Source organism: Seonamhaeicola sp. (assembly GCF_028281565.1).
GTDB lineage: Bacteria > Bacteroidota > Bacteroidia > Flavobacteriales > Flavobacteriaceae > Seonamhaeicola.
Map to the genome: position 1 here is coordinate 41,870 of NZ_JANQJQ010000004.1, position 18,986 is coordinate 60,855.

Consider the following 18,986-nt stretch of genomic DNA (forward strand, 5'->3'; position numbering starts at 1 on the left):
TAAGTAAAAAAATATGGTATTGACAACAAAAAAACAGATGTTTTAACCCTGATTTTCAGCTATTTTACTACTAAATCGTTTTCGAAAAACCAACGTTATTGTAACAATTTACCCAAAAAGGTCTCATATAAAAACAGTAACTTTACAATCCTTATTTTACAAGCATGTTCGGAAAAAAGAAAAATATTCCTGAAATAGATAAAGATCAGTTAGAATTAATTCAAAATGCGCAAAAACGCATTAGGCAAAAAAAGCGCTTATATGTTCATTTTGTTTTATTTCTTATTGGCTCCATATTTATAATAGCAGCCAATACGGTTTTAGGTATTGGTAAGGGCGTTCAGTTTTTTCAAATAGACTGGTTTGTCTTTGCTATTTTGATATGGCTGTTCCTGTTACTCTACCACACCTTCAATGTATTTGTCACCCATAAATTTATGGGAAAGGCCTGGGAACAAAAACAGTTAGACAAATTAGTAACCGAACAAAAAATAAGAATAGAAAAAATTAAAAACGAACTAAAAAAGGAAGCTCCTCATATTGCTGAAAGTGACATCTATAATGAAGAACTTGCCCTAAAAGATAAAACCTGTGAAATAACCATTATTGTAGCCGCTGCCGAAAACAACGCTATTGGAAAAGACAATAAACTTATCTGGCACTTAAGCAACGACTTAAAACGATTTAAAACGCTTACCAACGGGCACCATATTATTATGGGACGAAAAACGTTTGAAAGCTTCCCCAAGCCACTGCCAAACAGAATCCATGTGGTTATTACCAGGCAGCCTGAATACAAAGCTCCGGAAGGCGTTATTGTTGTAAATAGTTTGGAAGCTGCTATTGAAGCTTCAAAAAACGATTCGCAACCGTTTATTATTGGTGGTGGCGAAATTTATAAGCAGGCCATGGCTATGGCCGATAAAATTGAGCTCACCAGAGTTCATGAAACTTTTGAAGCCGATGCCTTTTTCCCTGAAATAGATCCTGCCATTTGGAAAGAAACGGCCAATACCTTTCATAAGAAGGATGAAAAGCACGATTATGAATTCTCATTTTTAACTTACGTAAAGAAGTAATTAATTTAACCGGTCATCAATCATGTGCATGGTCCTTTTAAATCTTTTTACAAATTCATAAGCTTCATCAGTGTTATAACGGGCAAAACCTATTCTAATAGCGTTGTGCCCCACATTGGCCATATCATATCGTTTCAATTCAACAAATAATAATTTCTGTTGTCTGGCCACTTCCGTAACCTGATCCCAGGAGTACTTTTTGTTTAGGGTTACCCAGATAGCCATGCCTCCTTTAGGTATTTCAAAGGAAATATAAGCTCCTAAATGTTCCTTGAGTAACTTACAGAACAAATCCCTTCGCTCCCTGTAAATCTTAACTGCCTTTCTTGTATGTCTGTCTAAAGCTCCGTCTTTTATAAATTTTGCAAAAGTGATCTCTAATATAGCATCGCCTTGTCTGTCAACAAAACGCCTGAGCCTAGCACATTCATCTACAAAATCTTTTGAAGCCACTAAATAGCCTACTCTAAATACCGGTGCCACTGTTTTACAAATGGACCCTACATAAATCACATGTCCTGAAGTATCATGACTGGCCAAAGGCAAAATAGGGGCCTGGTTATAATTAAAATCGTAGTCATAGTCATCTTCTATGATGGCAAAACCATGTATTTTAGCCAAATTTAGTAACTGTAGCCTCTTTTGAGCAGACATCGTTACCGTTGTTGGATGGTGGTGATGAGACGTGGTATAAACGGCCTTAACCGGTTTGGTTTTACACAATGCCTCAATAGCCTTTATGTCTAGCCCATCATCTCCAACACCGACTCTCAAAATAGTTGCTTTGGAAAATTCAAATGTGGTATCTGAAGCACTATAATTGGTCTCACCTACAATGATATTTCCGCCTTCATCAAACAACAACTGTGAAGCCAAAAACATACCCATTTGACTCCCTCTGGTAATCATGATATTATCAACAGATATATTGAGTCCCCTGGTTTCATTTAAATAATCAACCAAAGTTTCTCTCAGTTCAAAACTTCCGTAAGTAGTACCGTATGAAAAATGTTCTAAACTACTTTTCTTTCCTAAAAGCTTTCTGTAAATAATCCCTATTTCAGTAGCTGGTGTTAGACGCTCATCGTTGACACCATCATTAACATACATGTATGTGTCGTCATAATCCTGTGGAAATTCTCTATCCAAAGTGTTATCCCTCTTAAAAAGAAATCTGGCAGTCTTATTACCAGTACCTCCTGTAAGTTCTTCTAATTTCTGTTGTTTTAGCTCAGGTAAATTGGCATGTATAAATGTTCCCTTTTGCGGTACGCTTTCTGCCCAACCCTGTAATATTAGCTCTTCGTAGCAAGCCACTACAGTCTTTCTATGTAAGCTCAATAAGTCTGCTAAAGTCCTGCTTCCGGGTAATTTGGCTTCAGGCAACAATGTTCTACTTTTTATTAGCTTAATAAACTGGTTGGTTAACTGGATGTATATTGGTATCCTGCTTTCCCTGTCTATATTAATGATGGTTTTATAAGGAATCATAACTGGACTATTTAAAAAATAACTTCTGGATGACTATAACAGACCATAAAGCTATTAATTTTGATTTAAAATAGTCACCTAAATCATTACAAATGGAATCTTACAGCACATCAGAGCTCAACAAAGTCATCAGAGGCTCTAACAGGGCTACATACGATACTAAAACCATACACACTATTATTGATGCCGGTTTTATAGGCCATGTTAGCTATGTTTTTGAAGGCACACCCATTTGTATACCTATGGCCTATGGCAAAATTGGAGATAAAATATACTTGCATGGTTCATTGAAAAACAGAATGCTTTCATCAATTTTAGAAAACGAACAAATGAGTATGACCATCATGCATTTAGACGGGCTGGTATTAGCACGCTCAGGATTTCATCATTCCGTTAATTACCGGTCCGTTACTCTTTTTGGTAAGGCTACCAAGGTCGAAGATGACAAACTAAAAACAGAAGCTTTGAAGTGTGTCATTGACCAAATGATTCCAAATAGATGGGATTCATTGCGCCCCATGACAGAAAAAGAATTAAATGCCACCTTAGTCATTGAGATAGCCATTGAAACGGCTTCGGCAAAAGTGCGGGCCGATGGGGCTATTGATGAAAAATCAGATTTGGAATTACCTGTTTGGGCTGGCGTGATCCCTATTAAACAGGTAGCAAAAGCACCCATTTCTGATCAATTACTGGAAGATACCGTTCAAATCCCGGCACATGTGAAGGATTATTATGTCAAAAATAAAAACTAATTAGTATTTTGCATGGTATCTAATTAAACTACCATGCAAAATCAACTAAATCGTTTAAAAATTTATAGTTTTAGCTTCTTATTAGTTTTACTTTTTTCATGCAAATCAGACTCACAAACTTTAGATTCTCAAATTAAAGATCGGTGGATCGATAAAGATGAAGACGAAAACTACACGGCACGCCACGAATGTTCTTTTGTGCAGGCCGGAGATAAATTCATCATGTTTGGAGGCAGGGAATCAGCTCAAAAACTCGATATATACGATTTTAAAAACAATTCCTGGACATCGGCAAAAAGCAAGGCTCCGAAAGAGTTCAATCATTTTCAGGCTACTTTTTACAAAGGTTTTGTTTGGGTCATTGGCGCTTTTAAAACCAATAAGTTTCCCCGTGAAATTCCTGAGGATAATATCTGGTTATATCACCCACCCTCTGATACCTGGATCAAAGGGCCTGAAATTCCTGAAGACAGAAGACGTGGTGGCGCTGGTTTAGTAGTCTATAAAGACAAATTTTACCTGATTGGCGGTAACACGATCGGGCATGATGGCGGTTATGTAAACTGGTTTGATGAATACGACCCCATAAATAATACCTGGACCGTTTTAAAAGACGCCTCTCAGGCCAGAGACCATTTTAGTGCTGCCGTTATTGGCAATAAGCTTTACGCTGTTGCAGGCAGGCATTCCGGTGGTGAAGGCGGTGTATTTGCACCGCTTGTCAGCATAGTAGATGTGTATGATTTTGATACTAAGAAATGGTCAACTTTAAAAAGGGATTTGCCTACTCCGAGAGCAGCTCCCGGAGTGGCTGTTTTTAACAATGAATTATTGGTTATGGGTGGCGAAGGAGAAAAACACGGACCAGCTTATAAAGTTGTGGAAGCATATAATCCAGAAACCGGAAAATGGTCTAAAAAAGCCAGCATGCACTATGCAAGACATGGTACCCAGGCTATATTATCCGGTGCGGGTGTTTATATTGCCGCGGGGTCTCCAACCAGAGGCGGTGGCAGGCAATTAAACATGGAAGTTTATAATGAAGATAAGCCAAGCGGAACTGCTTTAACTGCATCGCATTTAAAAGCACCTGAAAAAGTTGAAATAATTAAAGGGACTTCTACTTCTATAAACATTACAAATGAAGGCGGAAACACAGGGACTTTCATAACTTCTTTGAAGTTACTTGGAACTGGCAATGATGCTTTCAAAATAGCATCGGACTTAAACCTGACTTTGGTTGATGCCAATAGTGATTTCAATATAAAAGTAAAGCATCTTTCAAAAGCATCCGGTGAAACAGCCAGCCTGGAAATCACTTATAACGGTAATGCTAAAAAGGTGATTGAACTTATTAGTAAATAAAATATCTAAGTCTGTCATCAAAAGCGATAGTATTCCCGATTTTTTCATTTAGTATTTATGAATTTATAAATGAAAAAATTCATGTACTTTTGCTGCATTAAAAACGAATTATAATGAATGCATATATATTTCCCGGCCAAGGCGCTCAATTCTCCGGAATGGGTTTGGACCTTTATGAAAACTCAGCTGACGCTCAAGAGTTATTTGAAAAAGCAAACGATATCTTAGGTTTTAATATAACCGATATTATGTTTGAAGGTTCTGCCGAAGATCTAAAACAAACCAAAGTTACCCAACCCGCTATCTTTTTACATTCAGTCATTTTGGCTAAAACTTTAGGTGATTCTTTTAAACCGGATATGGTTGCGGGACATTCGCTTGGGGAGTTTTCAGCCTTAGTAGCCAATGGGGCTTTAAATTTTGAAGACGGATTAAAATTGGTATCTCAACGTGCCTTAGCCATGCAAAAGGCTTGTGAGTTGCAGCCAAGTACGATGGCAGCTGTTTTAGGGTTAGATGATGATATAGTTGAAAAAGTATGTGCTACAACCGAAGGTATTGTAGTGGCTGCTAACTATAACTGCCCGGGGCAATTAGTTATTTCCGGAGACATTGATGCCATTAACAAAGCTTGTGAAACTTTAAAAGAAGAAGGTGCACGCAGAGCACTGGTGCTACCTGTTGGTGGCGCATTCCACTCACCTTTAATGGAACCGGCACGTGAAGAATTGGCTGCCGCAATTGAAAGTACTACATTTAGTAAACCAAATTGCCCGATATATCAAAATGTTACTGCCAATGCGGTCATTGATGAAAGTGCCATTAAAACCAATTTAATTTCACAGTTAACGGCTCCGGTACGTTGGACACAATCTGTGCAACAAATGATTGACGACGGTGCTACTTTATTTACCGAAGTTGGTCCCGGAAAGGTATTACAAGGCCTGGTTAAAAAGATTAACAGGGCCTCTGAAACGGTTTCCGCAACGTTTGAAGGCAGCTTATAATGAAGATATCACGTCGTTCCGTTTTTATCATTGTAACCATCATAGCTACTATTGCCATTGATCAAATTTCCAAAGTTTGGGTTAGAGCCAATGTGGGGTTACGCACCGAAACAGATCCCGGGGAAGTAAGACCTATTATAGGCGATTATTTCACTTTAATGAATGTGAACAATAAGGGTGCTTTTTTGGGAATGGGTAGCGAACTTAATGAAACCTTAAGGGTGCTTTTATTACTGGTGCTGCCGGTAGTTGTTCTAGGATTTGTTCTCCGATATGTTTTTAGAGATAAAAACTTAGGTAACTGGTCGCTTTTTGCTTTTTCAAGTATTATAGGCGGTGGTATAGCTAATGTATTTGACAGATTTGCTTATGGAGAAGTGACTGATTTTTGGCATATTGATTTAGGTGGTGTTTTTAGAACCGGAATTTTCAATGTGGCCGATGTATTCGTTACCACCGGTATGATCATACTTGTGTTTGTTACCTTTTTTAAGAAGAAACCCGCTAAATAATATTAGCCGGAACAACCAAATTGTTCCGGCCAATAAAAAGAATTGAATAGCTTAGTTATTTAGTTTATTTGAAAAGCAATAACTTCTCCTGATTCATGATCACCATTACGGGCAACAATTACATTGCCGTTATAGGTTAAAGTATAAGGGCCACCGCCGTCTCCAAATAAATCGCCCATTAAAATTTGATAAGATCCCGGCGGTAAACAAAGGGCTTTACTAAATGAGGTTTGATCAGGATATGGGCCACCCTCAAACAAGACCACATCATTGGCATCCAAAATTTGCCAATATTGTTCTTCCGGATAATCATCAAAGGTAATGTCTAAAATAGTTTCAGGATACGGGCAAACCTGAGATAAATTAATTACTAATGGCTCTCCTATTAACAGCCCTTCCTGTGAGGAGATCTCAAGAATTAATACGCTACCATCAGGGTCAATCTTTGAGCCTGTAACAGTTAACTCTATAGCACCTTCATTAGAATCTGCCGGTATTGTAATAGTTGATGAAGATATAGAATACCCCGTTGGGTCTGCTGTAGTACCATCTTCAACTACACTTATATTAAAGGTTCTGGCGGCACTTGTAATAGTTGATACAAAAATACTTATTTGCTCAGTGGCTGTCCCCGTTGGGTCTACACCAAAATTGAATGCAGGCTCAAAAGAGACATAATTAATCTTGCTAACCGTAATGCCGTCTTCGTTCTTTTCACAAGCAGCAAACAGAAACAGGGCTAACAAAACAGGTAAAAATAAAATATGTTGTTTTTTCATGATTAATCGTTTAAGAATTAAAGTGAGTCATTTCTCTTAGTTATTGATACTATCATCCATATTGGGGTTGGCATCTATCTCCGATTGTAGGATGTTTAAATAAAACAATTCACTATCTGCCGGTACTGTTAAAGGGACTCTATGCTCAGGGTCTCTTACTATTGGCAACCGGTACCTTTTGGCATCAAACCATTCAACGCCTAGCTCGCCATAAAGCTCCTTTCTACGCTCTATTAATATTTCATCCAATAAAGCTTGTCCCGTATTGGTAGAAATAACGGCATTAGGGTCCCTGTCACTTTGTAAAGCGAAAAGCAATTGTCTTGCGCCATCTTCATTCCCCAGATGATACTGTGCCTCAGCATCGATCAATACCATTTCAGACTTTCTCATAAGCGGAACATCTGACGCAAATGTGAATGCAAATTTGGTGGTAATGAATTCTCTGTACGGAGTAGCTGACTGGTATATATCAAAGAATAAGTTTCTTTTATCAGTATTAGAAAAACGATCCCTGAAATGTGTATTGATATAGGTTGCCTGGTATGACAATGTTAAATGGTCTGTCATGGCATGTGGCGACAACCAAAAGAAGTTGGTTTCATTTGACCCGTCTTGAAAATGGCCCCACAACCAGTCCTGATCTGATAAATCATCAAACCCTCCGCCCCAGTTTGTTGAAACAACAGCGCTTGCGGCATTACCGCCATAAGCAGCTCTTGCCGACGAAGATGCCAGCGCCCAATCATCCTGAGTTACCAGTAAAACCCTTGCTAAAATACCATTAGCTACGGCTTTGTTAATATAACTTTTACCTAATCTTTCTTCGCGTAAATCCGGAATAGCCTCTTTAAGGTCTGTTAAGATCAAATTATAGACATCACTTAACGGACTTGGTGGGTTTCCTTCTGAAGATCCGGTAGCCGGTTCTGTATAAACAGGGATTCTTGCCACACTTCTATCATTGTTATAGTTAGGCGCAAACTCTAAAGCCAATTGAAAATAATGGAACGCTCTAATGGCTTTACCTACGGCAATGAATTCTCTTTTTGTAGCGTCATCCAGATCACTGCTATTTTCAACCCCACGAATTAAAACATTGGCATAATTAATAAACTCATAATTAAACTTCCATGTAAAATCCACGCGTCTAAAAGTAGCACCTCTATTCTCATGGGCATAGTCAAATAAAAACCAACTTGGGGCTTGTATTAAGTCATTTCCTTTAATAGTTCTTGCAAAATACATGGCATATAAGCCTCCGGTATCAACATTGGAATTGTTTACGCCATCTGTGAGATCATCATCCCACTGCCCTTTGTACCGGTCATACATTCCTGAAACAAACGACTGTACAACACTTCTATCTGAAAATACTACAGATTCTGAAAGGCCCGCAGTATTTTGAGGCTCCTCTAAAAATTCTTTGGAACAGCTTGATAGTACTACCAGAACTAACACTAAAACTGTTCTTTTAAATATGTTTTTTGTTTTCATTTTCATAATTTTTTAAAATTCTAAAAGAATACCAGATGTAATGGTTTTTGATAATGGCGATCTGTTATTGGTTAACCCATTAAATGCCTGCTCCGGCTCAATGCCCTTATGGGATTGCCAGGTGAAAAAATTGTCAGCCTGTAAAAACAACCTTAGTTTGCTCAGACCAATTCTATCAAGTGTAGCCTCCGGCACATTATACCCAAACGTTAAACTTTTAAGCCTGACATAATCGTTCTTGAATAAGAATCTTGTAGATCTTGATGCGTGATCGTTATTACTTGCTAATAGCAACGGAATATCTACCAAATCCCCCGGAGCATTCCAAGCGTCAAAATTATCGGGATGTGCACTTGTTCCCGGGCTTTCAAACGGATTGATCAGTCTTGAATAATCAGTATCTAATAAATAAGCACCAAAGCTAAAATTGAACAGTACGTTTAAATCAAATTGTTTGTACTTTATGAATGACGTGAATCCTCCCTGAATATCCGGCAGTGATGTTTTACCCTGCTCATATCTGGTAGCTTCATCATAGTCTTTTGTCGTGACTCTGCCAATAACTTCACCCTGAGCATCTAATTCATCCATAAACCACATACCTCTACCGTCGCCAGGGTCAACACCGGCCCATTCTCTGATATAGAAATCGAAAATGGAGTTTCCTACTTTCCAAAGCTTAGAGCCATTTATGATCTCATCCTGAGGCAACTTGGTAAATTCGTTGTCATCTAAAGAAAAGTTAAGCCCTGTAGACCACGTTAAATCGTCTGTACTAATGTTTATTGACCTTAATGAGAATTCCCATCCGTAATTTCTAATAGACCCTATGTTTGTAATAATTTTGTTAACTCCTAATGAAGAGGCAATAGGTTTTTCTAAAATAAGATCAACGGATTCTTTATCGTAATAATCAACGGTTCCGGAAAGTCTGCCATTGAAGAACTCGAAATCCACACCAACATTCAAAGACTCTATCTTTTCCCATCTTAAATTAGGGTCTGAAACCCCTTCTAATAATATTCCGGTATTCCCTTCATTTACAAACCCTGTTTGAAAAACCGATTGATACGGAAACAGATTGGTCGTTCTGTTATTTCCAAGTTCTCCATAAGACCCTCTGAACTTTAAATAGGTTAGTGTATTGTTATCGCTTAGGAAATTTTCTCTTGAAACCACCCAGCTGGCGCCTCCCCCCATAAAGGTTCCCCATCTGGTATCTTCCGAAAATCTGGTGGACCCGTCCGTTCTGATTGAAAATTCGGCAAAATACTTTTGGTCGAAATTATAGCTTGCCCTTCCCAAATAACTATTTATTCTTTCGGAAATGATATTACCTCCAACAGCTTCCGGAACTGTACTTCCGTTCAGGTTTTGTACTCCGGGTAAAAAACCGGTTCCCTGAGACAGTAAATCATCCTGAGTCTGCGTATACGCTTCTGTTATGGCATCAACAGATATATTATGTTTACCAAAACTATTCGTATAATTTAATGACTGAATAGCATTGAGGGTTGTTGTTAAATCTCTATCCTGACTTACACGCCCCTGAACATTTGACGCCGCTCCAATGACATCATCATCAAAACTAAAGGAATCAAAAAGGTAGTTTTCAAAACTTATTTGTGTTTTAAATTTTAAGCCTTCAAATAGATTAACTTCCGCAAACGCATTTCCTACATAATTGGTTCTTACTATACGCTCTTTTCCTAGTAATAGACTGGCCAAAAGGTTTTCCCCATTATAAACCGGCCTTGTACTGTTTACAGGTTGCCCTGAAATTAATCCGTTACCCAGGTCATAAATGCGTTCTCCGGCATCATCCAGGATTAAAGCACCGTTGGCATCTCTTGCATAAATTGGATAAATGCTCGACAATCCATAAATCCATGAAATGGCTTGTGTAGTACTACCGGACGTTTGATCCGGGTTGCCGGAACTAGATCGTGAAAAACTGGTATTTAACCCAATTTTAAACCAATCTGTAATTTGAGTGGTTAAATTTAATCTGGCAGAAACTCTTTCAAAACCTGATTGAATAACCGGTCCATCTTCATTTAAGTAATCAATGGACATAAAATAGGTAGAATTTTCGCTTCCCCCGGAAACATTTAAATTGTGATTAACTCTTAAGTAATCTTGTCTTATAACCTCATCCTCCCAGTTTGATTGCCATAATAAATTAGCACCGGGAACTAAATTCCCGTTCTCGTCAATTGGGTTAGAAACGCTGTAAGGGTTATATCCCAAATAATCTACTAATCCACTGGTCGCATTGGCCGCTGCATCCATTGCAGACTGTCCGTTTTCATATTGATTGGTATTTCTTAGAGCCCTCCATGTAAGCCTTAGATAATCTTCAGGATCGGCTAAATCATGTATCCCTATAGTTGGGTTTGATATCCCAATTTGTGATCTGATCGACACTTTGGGTGATTGATTTCTATTACCTTTTTTTGTGGTTATTAATATCACACCTCCAGCGGCCCTGGATCCGTATAAAGCAGAAGAGGCCGCATCTTTCAGTACTGAAATGGAGCCTATCTGATCCTGACTTATGGAATTAAGATTTCCGTTAAATGGTGCCCCGTCTACTACTATTAAAGGTTCCTGATCTAAATTAACACTGGCAAAACCTCTAATTCTAATGGAAGGATTATTCCCCGGTTGACCACCGGCAGTAAGAATGTTAACCCCCGGCACGACTCCTTGTAATGCTCTTAAAGGTGATGTTACCTGCTGTGTTTCAATAACATCATCTGATACCAAACCAACGGAACCTACAATAGATTGTTTGGTTTGTGTACCATAGGCTACCACAACAACTTCCTCTAAAGAAGTGGCATCTTCCTGTAATACGGCATTAATAGTACTTGAAGTGCCTACTACAACTTCTCGCGAAGCAAAACCTACAAAACTAAAAACAAGTGTTTGACCTTCACTTGCGTTAATTGAATAGTTCCCGTCAAAATCTGCCGATGTTCCCGTTGATGTGTTTTTAATTAGGATCGTAGCTCCCGGTAGTGGTAAGTTATCCTTATCAACAACTTTACCTGAAATAGTCCTTTCCTGTGCGAAAGATACAGACACAAAAAGGACCAAAACCACCAACAATAAATAGTGTTTTTTTACTTTCATGAATAATTATTTTTGTGAGTTAGTCTAATGCAGATTGAAAAGGAAGGCAGTAAAGATTTTTTTTAAGTGACTAATTCAAAAAAATTATACTTTACTAATGAAATCTAAAGTTTAGTGAATTCTAAGTGATATTGTAAAGCTCTTTAACTGCCTTACCTTGTACAATTGCAATAGTAAAGCAATAGATAATTCCTATGAAACCGGGAAAAACTTATAATAGTTTACTTGTCCGAAGATTAATTACCTTGAATTTACTTGTAATTATTCCTGATTTGAGATTGAATGAATTCTGAAGGTGTAACAGACATTTCCTTTTTGAAGGCCTTATTGAATGTCACCTTATTATTATAACCAACCTCGTAGGCTATATCAATAATATGTAAACTCCCATGAATGTCATCCTTTAAAATATTCACGGCCTCTTTTATCCTGAACTTATTAATTAATTCAAAAAAGTTCATTCCGAAATGTTCATTAATAATTTGAGACGTGTTATGCCTGGTGGTATTTAACTTATTAGATAATATTTCAAGACTTATATTGTTTTCTTTATAGACCTTATCCTGGATGAGTAACTTAATTAAGTTTTCCTTAAGCTCATTTGACAAGGCATTGGTAAGTCCTGATTTTTGATACTTTTCTATAAGATTCAAATGGTTTCTTCTGAAAATTTCAGGTTGTACATAGGCCATTTGGGCTATATAGACTACCATTAACGACATAAGGGCGATCTGAAAATGAGAAATAAACGTTGACCAACTCCCCAACACATCAAAAATGGAGGCTCCATAAACCAAATATGAAACAATATAAGCTATATGTAACATAAAAATATTCCGCTTCCATTTACTGGTATCATCTTTTTTAGGCACTTCATTTTTTGATTTGGAGAACAATAATTTACCTATAAAAAAAGCATAAATACTAAGGGAAGTAACTTTTGAAATAAATATGCTAAAATCATATGTTTCTTTTAAAGGGTTTACACCAATCATCAATTTCAACTTTTCCAATGGTGTCATTGCATACAGCGGAAAAAACAACGTTAAAAACACCAATGCCGGCAAAAAATGCAACACATCAACCATTTTGAATTTATGGTATTTTAATATAGATCTAAAATAAAGAAACAATAAAGGACCAAATAATAAAGCAACTGTAGATGAAATGCGATAGGTATGCGGGAATTGAAGTCGCAGGTTTGTCATAAACAAAACAAACTCAAGAATAAATAAGGAATGAACACCTACAAAACAACCAATAAAAAGTTTGGCATTCCTACTGGCATTTTTAATAAAGTTAATGACCACCATAAAGTAAAAGCCTATAAGAGCCGCACAAAAGTAAACGAAAGACAAAATGGTAATTTGAGGCCGATACTTTTTATTTAAAACATTATAGGCATCTGTTCCCTTTATAGCATCATAAGACCCATTCTTTAAAATTGAAAAATCTAAGGTATTTCTGATATACTTTTCTGTAAACTTTAAAGCATCTTCAGGCTGCTCTAATTCGGCATTTAATATGGCTAAGTTTCTAAAAATGTTAATAGAATCCGCATGCTTTTGCTTCCAGGCATTTTGATAAAGCACTAACAATTCCAGTTGCGTCATATCATTGTTAATACTTTGCTCCTTTATTAAACTATCTATCTGGGTTTGCCAGAAATTGAAATCATGCTTAACAGCCGCAAAACCACACATTATATTTGTTAACAAAACAAATAAGCATATAGCATAAACCACGCTTTTAGGTTGATTTGGCATTATTTAGATTTCTTAAAATGGTGTGCTTAATTGAAAATTAAAAATATTGTCGATGAAAACTCTTAAAACTATCTTAAAAAGGTAACATCCGATAATAGTTTACCTGAAATTTCAACGAATAAGCACAAAACCAAAGCGTTGACAGAAAAAAAAGCTGATTAAATTTCTTTAATCAGCTTTTTAAATATGGTGGTGAATACTTTTTATTCTTTGCCCCTAACTTTTTGTTCCCATTTCCAGGCAGAAAGCATAGCATCATCTAAACTTAACTCTGTTTTCCAACCTAATTCATCATTAGCCTTATTAGTATCAGCGTAAGCGGAAATAATATCACCTTCCCTTCTACCAACAATCTTATAATTAAGTTTTTCACCGGAAACGCGTTCAAAGGCATGGACCACTTCCAGTACAGAACTTCCTTTTCCGGTTCCTAAATTAAAAGTCTCATAACTTTCTTTATTCTTGTTTTGAAGTAACCTTTCCAAAGCAACCACATGCGCTTTTGCCAAATCAACTACATGAATATAATCACGGATACAAGTACCATCCGGAGTAGGGTAATCATCTCCAAAAACAGACAGCTGCTCGCGAATTCCAATAGCCGTTTGCGTAATAAATGGCACTAAATTCTGAGGCACTCCAATAGGCAGTTCCCCAATTTCAGCAGATTCATGGGCTCCAACCGGATTAAAATAACGCAGCGCAATAGCTTTTAAGCTGGGCACTACTTTACAGGTATCTCTAATGACTTCCTCACCTATTTGTTTGGTATTTCCGTAAGGGGACTCAGCTTGTTTTACCGGGGCGCTTTCGGTAATTGGTAATTCATCAGCTTGTCCATAAACAGTACAAGATGAGCTAAAAATAAAACTGGCTTCCGGTAACTTCTTTAGTTCCTTTAGTAAATAAACTAATGTCCCGATATTATTTTCATAATACAATAATGGTTTAGTAACACTCTCCCCAACAGCTTTGCTGGCTGCAAAGTGAATAACTCCTTTGACGTCGTTGTGCTTTTTGAAAAAGGCTTCAACAGCTTCCTTTTCTTTTAAATCAATTTTTTCAAAAATCGGTGTTTTCCCCGTGATTACCGTAATACCATCAAGTACCTTTTCGGAAGAGTTTGATAAGTCATCAATAATAACAACTTCGTAACCTGCCTCTTGTAATTCTACAACGGTATGCGATCCTATAAATCCTAATCCACCGGTAACTAATATTTTATCCATTTACAAATTTTATAACAGTTGATGTAATATATGCTATTTGTTCGTCATCTAGTTCCGTATGCATAGGTAACGAGATAACTTCCTGAACCAGCTGGTTAGTTACTTTAAAATCGTCTTCATTATACCTGTCATCAGCGTATGCTTTTTGTTTGTGCAACGGAATTGGGTAGTACACGCCACAAGGAATGCCATTCTCATTTAAATGCTTTGCCAGAGCATCTCTGTCAACACCTTTTACTTTTAAAGTATATTGATGGAACACATGATTGTCTTCGGTTCCGTATCTGTAAGGCGTTTCGATATTAGAAACAGTTTCAAAAGCCTTATCGTATTTATCGGCTGCTTCCCTTCTGCTTTTACAGTAATTATCCAAATGCGGTAATTTAGCATCCAAAACGGCAGCCTGAATACTGTCCAGGCGGGAATTAACACCAACCACATCATGGTGGTAACGCACATACATACCATGGTTGACAATACCCCTTATCGTATGTGCCAATTCATCATTATTGGTAAAAATGGCGCCTCCGTCACCATAACATCCTAAATTTTTTGATGGAAAGAATGATGTGGCTCCTACATCACCAATAGTTCCAACTTTTACCTTGGTACCATCGGCATATGTATAATTAGCCCCAATTGCTTGCGCATTATCTTCAATGACGTATAAATTATGTTCCCTGGCAATTTCCATAATGGCTTCCATATTGGCACACTGACCAAATAAATGGACCGGAACAATAGCTTTTGTTTTAGGTGTAATTGCCGATTTAATTGCGTCGATATTGATGTTGAAATCATCTTCATTCACATCAACTAAAACAGGCGTTAAATTAAGTAAGGCAATCACCTCTACAGTAGCAGCAAAAGTAAAATCTGCCGTTATCACCTCATCACCGGGCTTTAAACCAAGTCCCATCATCGCAATTTGCAAGGCATCCGTACCATTGGCACAAGGAATGACATGTTTTACGCCGAGATAGTTTTCTAAATTCTTCTGAAATTCGTGAACCTTAGGGCCGTTAATAAATGATGCGGTTTCAATTACTTCCTGGATAGAAGGGTTTACAACGTCTTTAATCCCGTTATACTGACCTTTAAGGTCAACCATGTGAATTTTCTTCATTTGAAAAAATTATAACTCAATTTGTTTTACATCTTTTAGACTCAATCTATTGAGTTTTGAGACCACGAAATTACAAAAAATCATATAGCTAAACCAATGAATTTCCTTTAAAGAAATGTATTTTAGCAACAAACAAACAATATTGAGTTTTCTTTATAACATTGGCATTAATTTAACGCATTTTGGCTTAAAATGTTTAAGTCCTTTTAACGATAAAATCAAATCCGGCGTTAGAGGGCGTGCAGACACTTTTAACACTTTAAAAAAGCATTTAAATACCGAAAACAAAACCCTTTGGTTTCATTGCGCCTCTTTAGGTGAGTATGAGCAAGGGCTTCCTGTTTTTAAAGCATTAAGGAAGCATTATAAAGATCACAAAATAGTGCTTAGTTTTTTCTCTCCATCCGGTTATGAGATTAGAAAAAACTCACCCATTGCAGACCTTGTGGTGTATCTGCCTTTGGATACAAAAAAGAATGCCAAACGATTTTTAAATATTGTAAATCCGGAGCTTACCATTTTTGTTAAATATGATATTTGGCCCCATTTTTTATACGAAATAAAAACCCGGAATTTAAGAGCCATATTGATCTCGGCCAGCTTTAGAGCCAATCAGTCCTACTTCAAATTTTATGGTAAGCAGCTAAGGCGGGCTTTATTTGCTTTTGAACATATTTTTACTCAAAACGACGTTTCAAAAAAGTTACTCCATTCCATTGGTTACAATCATGCAACGGTTTCGGGAGACACCCGTTTTGATAGGGTATACAGCCAATTGGAATTAAACAATACGTTAAGTTTTATTGACGTATTTAAAAACAACGAATTATGTGTTGTAGCCGGTAGCACATGGCCGGAAGGCGAAGCCTTATTTGTTGATTTTATTAACGCGAATAGACCTAAAAACGTAAAATTCATCATTGCGCCACATAATATCAAACCAAATCAAATAAATAGTTTAAAAGAAAAGTTACTGGTTGAGACTGTTTTATTCTCAGAAAAAGACGACCAACCGCTTAGAGAAGCCCGGGTTTTTATAGTAGATACCATTGGTATCCTTTCTAAAATTTATAGTTATGCTGACATTGCCTACGTTGGTGGCGCTGTGGGAAATACGGGATTACACAACACGTTAGAACCTGCCGTTTTTGGTATTCCCATTATCATAGGAAGTAACCATACAAAGTTTCCCGAGGCCCAGGCGATGATTGATAAAGGCGGACTGTTTGCCATTTCCAGTCAAAATGAATTTGACTTTATTCTGAATAAATTAATCCATAAAGGTGACTTTCGTCGAGAAAGTGGGTCAAAAAGTTCAGAATATATTAAAGAGAATCGGGGTGCTGTCATCCAAATTCTCGATTATTTACGTATATAACTTGAATTTCTGATAGCTTGTTAAGAATTTTAACATATCCTTTTTGATTTTTGTTAAAACCCATTAACTTAGTAGTCAAATTCTTAAACTTATTTAATTAACACTAAAACAATTATCATGAAAAAACTAATTTTTAGTACTGCTATCTTATTAGCATTAAGTTTATCTTTTACTTCTTGTAGAGACACTAAAAAAACAGAAGAAGCTCAGGATGCCGTTGAGCAAGCCGCTGAAGCTGTAGGAGATGCAGCTGAGGAAGCTGCAGCAGATGTTGAAGAAGCTGCCAAAGAAGTAGTTGAAAAAGCTGCTGATGCTGTTGAAGAAACTGCTAAGGAAGCTACAGAGGCTGCAGGAGAAGCTGTAGATAAGGCTGCTGAAGCTGCTAAAGATAAAATTAAAGAGACTTCAGGACATTAATTCCTAAAAAGCCCTTTAAAAATAAAAAGCAGCCAGTTGGCTGCTTTTTTTATTCCGTTCAATCATTAAAATCTTCAAAATAACTTTTTTCACTTACAAGGTCCTTGATCCTTATAAAGTCCAACATTCCAGTACCCTTAAATACATTTTCCAAACCTATTATTTTTCCATTCGCCTGTTCATAAACCCCGGAATAAATTTGTTCATTATTGACAAACACCGAGACATTTTTATTTTCTACCAAAATCCTTAAATCATTCCATGAACCAAGGTTTAACCTAAACAATGACAAATCATCATGAACACCACTTAGAACGGTTTCCCCTATTTTCATCCCGGAAAATTGGGAACACCCTGCTTCCATAAGGTTTAAATGATTAACTTCATTTTCGCATATGATCCTAAAAATAAAATCATAGCATGTAATACCTCCTAATTCTTTAGAATTTTTAAATCTCAGGTTCAATTCGAAATTATCCCCATCAATATCAAATTCCTTAAAAAGCCTATGTGTCACATAATAAACCTGATTGGTATTAAAGCCTATGGAATCCAGGTATTTCGGTGGATAATACAAACTTCCTGAAAGCGGAATCGTATCAATTTTTTTATCTATCCAAAAACTATTGTTAGTGGCTTCATTATTAAAATAACTATCCCATGCATTGGATAGAGCTAAAACCCTTTTTGATTCCAGTGTTTGATCTTCACTGATTAAATCGACAAAATAACGCCCCGGAATTTGATAGGTGAAATTTCGTCTAAATTTACTTTTATCAACTAAGATGGTCTGCGGCCCCCTTACCGGATGGTTAAAGCCAAAATCGATATAGGTGCTATCTGAAGTAACATTTGAAAGATCATAATTTACCGATATAGTATAAGGAACAACACCTATGGAATCTACCAAATCAAACTCAAACGCCTCTATAGCCTTAGAGTTTTTAGGTTTTTCAAAAGGTCTATAAATAAAAAAGACTGTTACCAGCAAAAGAATTAAAACAACAATAAACACAGGTTTATTGCTTCTTGGTTTTGCAGATTCCTTATTACTATTTGTTCTAGTATTTACAAATTGTACAAAGGCTTCCCAACTGGAATACTCTAAATATTTGGCTAATGCTTCTTTAGTGGCCTGCTGAGGATTATAATATTTCTTGTACTTAATTTTCCCAAAAAGTCGTTTTAACGTATGCGGACTAATTGAAATATTTGACTTTTCGGATATAAGTTTTGAAAGCTTTACATACTCGGATTCCCTCCAATCTGCAGATGGTTTCCAGTCTAATTTTCTTTCTATTTCCTGGAGGCAATATTTTAAGTATTCCTGCTCAATCATTTAAATTATGCAAACTTTGAACATATTTTGCACAGCAATTTAAGTTAATATTTAGAAAATACAAGATAAATTTAAAAGGACTTTCTTTAACATTAAAGGGAATATTCC

Annotated in this window: 15 protein-coding genes; 7 read left to right on the forward strand and 8 right to left on the reverse strand. The window is 36.8% G+C overall.

Annotated elements, in window-relative coordinates:
* The first annotated feature begins 164 nt into the window (after positions 1–164).
* Entirely contained in the window at positions 165–1,079 is a 915-nt protein-coding gene (locus Q0983_RS00640) for a dihydrofolate reductase (RefSeq protein ID WP_299547166.1), read from the forward strand.
* On the opposite strand, the gene Q0983_RS00645 is transcribed toward Q0983_RS00640, so the two are convergent.
* Positions 1,080–2,570: a PLP-dependent aminotransferase family protein gene (locus Q0983_RS00645; protein ID WP_299547169.1), complete on the reverse strand. Its 1,491-nt coding sequence runs from the start codon at positions 2,568–2,570 to the stop codon at positions 1,080–1,082.
* A gap of 92 nt (positions 2,571–2,662) precedes the next feature.
* On the opposite strand from Q0983_RS00645, the gene Q0983_RS00650 reads away from it, so the two are divergent.
* The 4 genes from Q0983_RS00650 (at position 2,663) to lspA (ending at position 6,209) form a co-directional block, all read left to right on the forward strand.
* On the forward strand, positions 2,663–3,325 hold the full coding sequence (locus Q0983_RS00650; RefSeq protein ID WP_299547172.1) for a pyridoxamine 5'-phosphate oxidase family protein: 663 nt from the start codon (positions 2,663–2,665) through the stop codon (positions 3,323–3,325).
* A 33-nt stretch (positions 3,326–3,358) separates the two neighbouring features.
* On the forward strand, positions 3,359–4,690 hold the full coding sequence (locus tag Q0983_RS00655; RefSeq protein WP_299547175.1) for a kelch repeat-containing protein: 1,332 nt from the start codon (positions 3,359–3,361) through the stop codon (positions 4,688–4,690).
* 113 nt (positions 4,691–4,803) lie between these two features.
* Positions 4,804–5,697 (forward strand): ACP S-malonyltransferase, encoded by an 894-nt coding sequence (gene fabD, locus Q0983_RS00660; RefSeq protein ID WP_299547178.1) that lies wholly within the window; start codon positions 4,804–4,806, stop codon positions 5,695–5,697.
* Positions 5,697–6,209 (forward strand): signal peptidase II, encoded by a 513-nt coding sequence (gene lspA / locus Q0983_RS00665; RefSeq protein ID WP_299547181.1) that lies wholly within the window; start codon positions 5,697–5,699, stop codon positions 6,207–6,209. The genes fabD and lspA overlap by 1 nt, the downstream gene beginning before the upstream one ends.
* 59 nt (positions 6,210–6,268) lie before the next feature.
* Here the strand turns inward: lspA and Q0983_RS00670 are convergent, their stop codons facing one another.
* The 6 genes from Q0983_RS00670 to Q0983_RS00695 all read right to left on the reverse strand — a co-directional run bounded on the left by Q0983_RS00670 (position 6,269) and on the right by Q0983_RS00695 (position 15,744).
* On the reverse strand, positions 6,269–6,988 hold the full coding sequence (locus tag Q0983_RS00670) for a hypothetical protein (protein WP_299547184.1): 720 nt from the start codon (positions 6,986–6,988) through the stop codon (positions 6,269–6,271).
* A 36-nt stretch (positions 6,989–7,024) separates the two neighbouring features.
* Positions 7,025–8,485 carry a RagB/SusD family nutrient uptake outer membrane protein gene (locus tag Q0983_RS00675; protein ID WP_299547187.1) on the reverse strand — a complete coding sequence of 487 codons (1,461 nt, stop codon included), beginning with the start codon at positions 8,483–8,485 and terminating at the stop codon, positions 7,025–7,027.
* Positions 8,486–8,497: 12 nt separating this feature from the next.
* Positions 8,498–11,623 (reverse strand): TonB-dependent receptor, encoded by a 3,126-nt coding sequence (locus tag Q0983_RS00680; protein WP_299547190.1) that lies wholly within the window; start codon positions 11,621–11,623, stop codon positions 8,498–8,500.
* Positions 11,624–11,874: 251 nt separating this feature from the next.
* The gene (locus tag Q0983_RS00685; protein ID WP_299547193.1) at positions 11,875–13,389 is read right to left on the reverse strand and encodes a helix-turn-helix transcriptional regulator; all 1,515 of its coding nucleotides are present in this window, start codon (positions 13,387–13,389) and stop codon (positions 11,875–11,877) included.
* A 203-nt stretch (positions 13,390–13,592) separates the two neighbouring features.
* A complete protein-coding gene (galE, locus tag Q0983_RS00690; protein ID WP_299547196.1) occupies positions 13,593–14,618 on the reverse strand; it encodes a UDP-glucose 4-epimerase GalE in 1,026 nt (341 codons plus the stop codon).
* Positions 14,611–15,744, reverse strand: coding sequence for a DegT/DnrJ/EryC1/StrS family aminotransferase (locus Q0983_RS00695; RefSeq protein ID WP_299547199.1), 1,134 nt, complete (start codon positions 15,742–15,744; stop codon positions 14,611–14,613). The genes galE and Q0983_RS00695 overlap by 8 nt, the downstream gene beginning before the upstream one ends.
* 142 nt (positions 15,745–15,886) lie before the next feature.
* Here Q0983_RS00695 and Q0983_RS00700 point away from each other — a divergent pair, with 142 nt between their 5' ends.
* Both Q0983_RS00700 and Q0983_RS00705 read left to right on the forward strand, forming a co-directional pair.
* Positions 15,887–17,122, forward strand: coding sequence for a glycosyltransferase N-terminal domain-containing protein (locus Q0983_RS00700; RefSeq protein WP_299547202.1), 1,236 nt, complete (start codon positions 15,887–15,889; stop codon positions 17,120–17,122).
* A 117-nt stretch (positions 17,123–17,239) separates the two neighbouring features.
* Positions 17,240–17,539: a hypothetical protein gene (locus Q0983_RS00705; protein WP_299547205.1), complete on the forward strand. Its 300-nt coding sequence runs from the start codon at positions 17,240–17,242 to the stop codon at positions 17,537–17,539.
* 58 nt (positions 17,540–17,597) lie between these two features.
* Here Q0983_RS00705 and Q0983_RS00710 read toward each other — a convergent pair whose 3' ends face one another.
* Positions 17,598–18,878 carry a hypothetical protein gene (locus Q0983_RS00710; protein WP_299547208.1) on the reverse strand — a complete coding sequence of 427 codons (1,281 nt, stop codon included), beginning with the start codon at positions 18,876–18,878 and terminating at the stop codon, positions 17,598–17,600.
* Positions 18,879–18,986 lie beyond the last annotated feature (108 nt).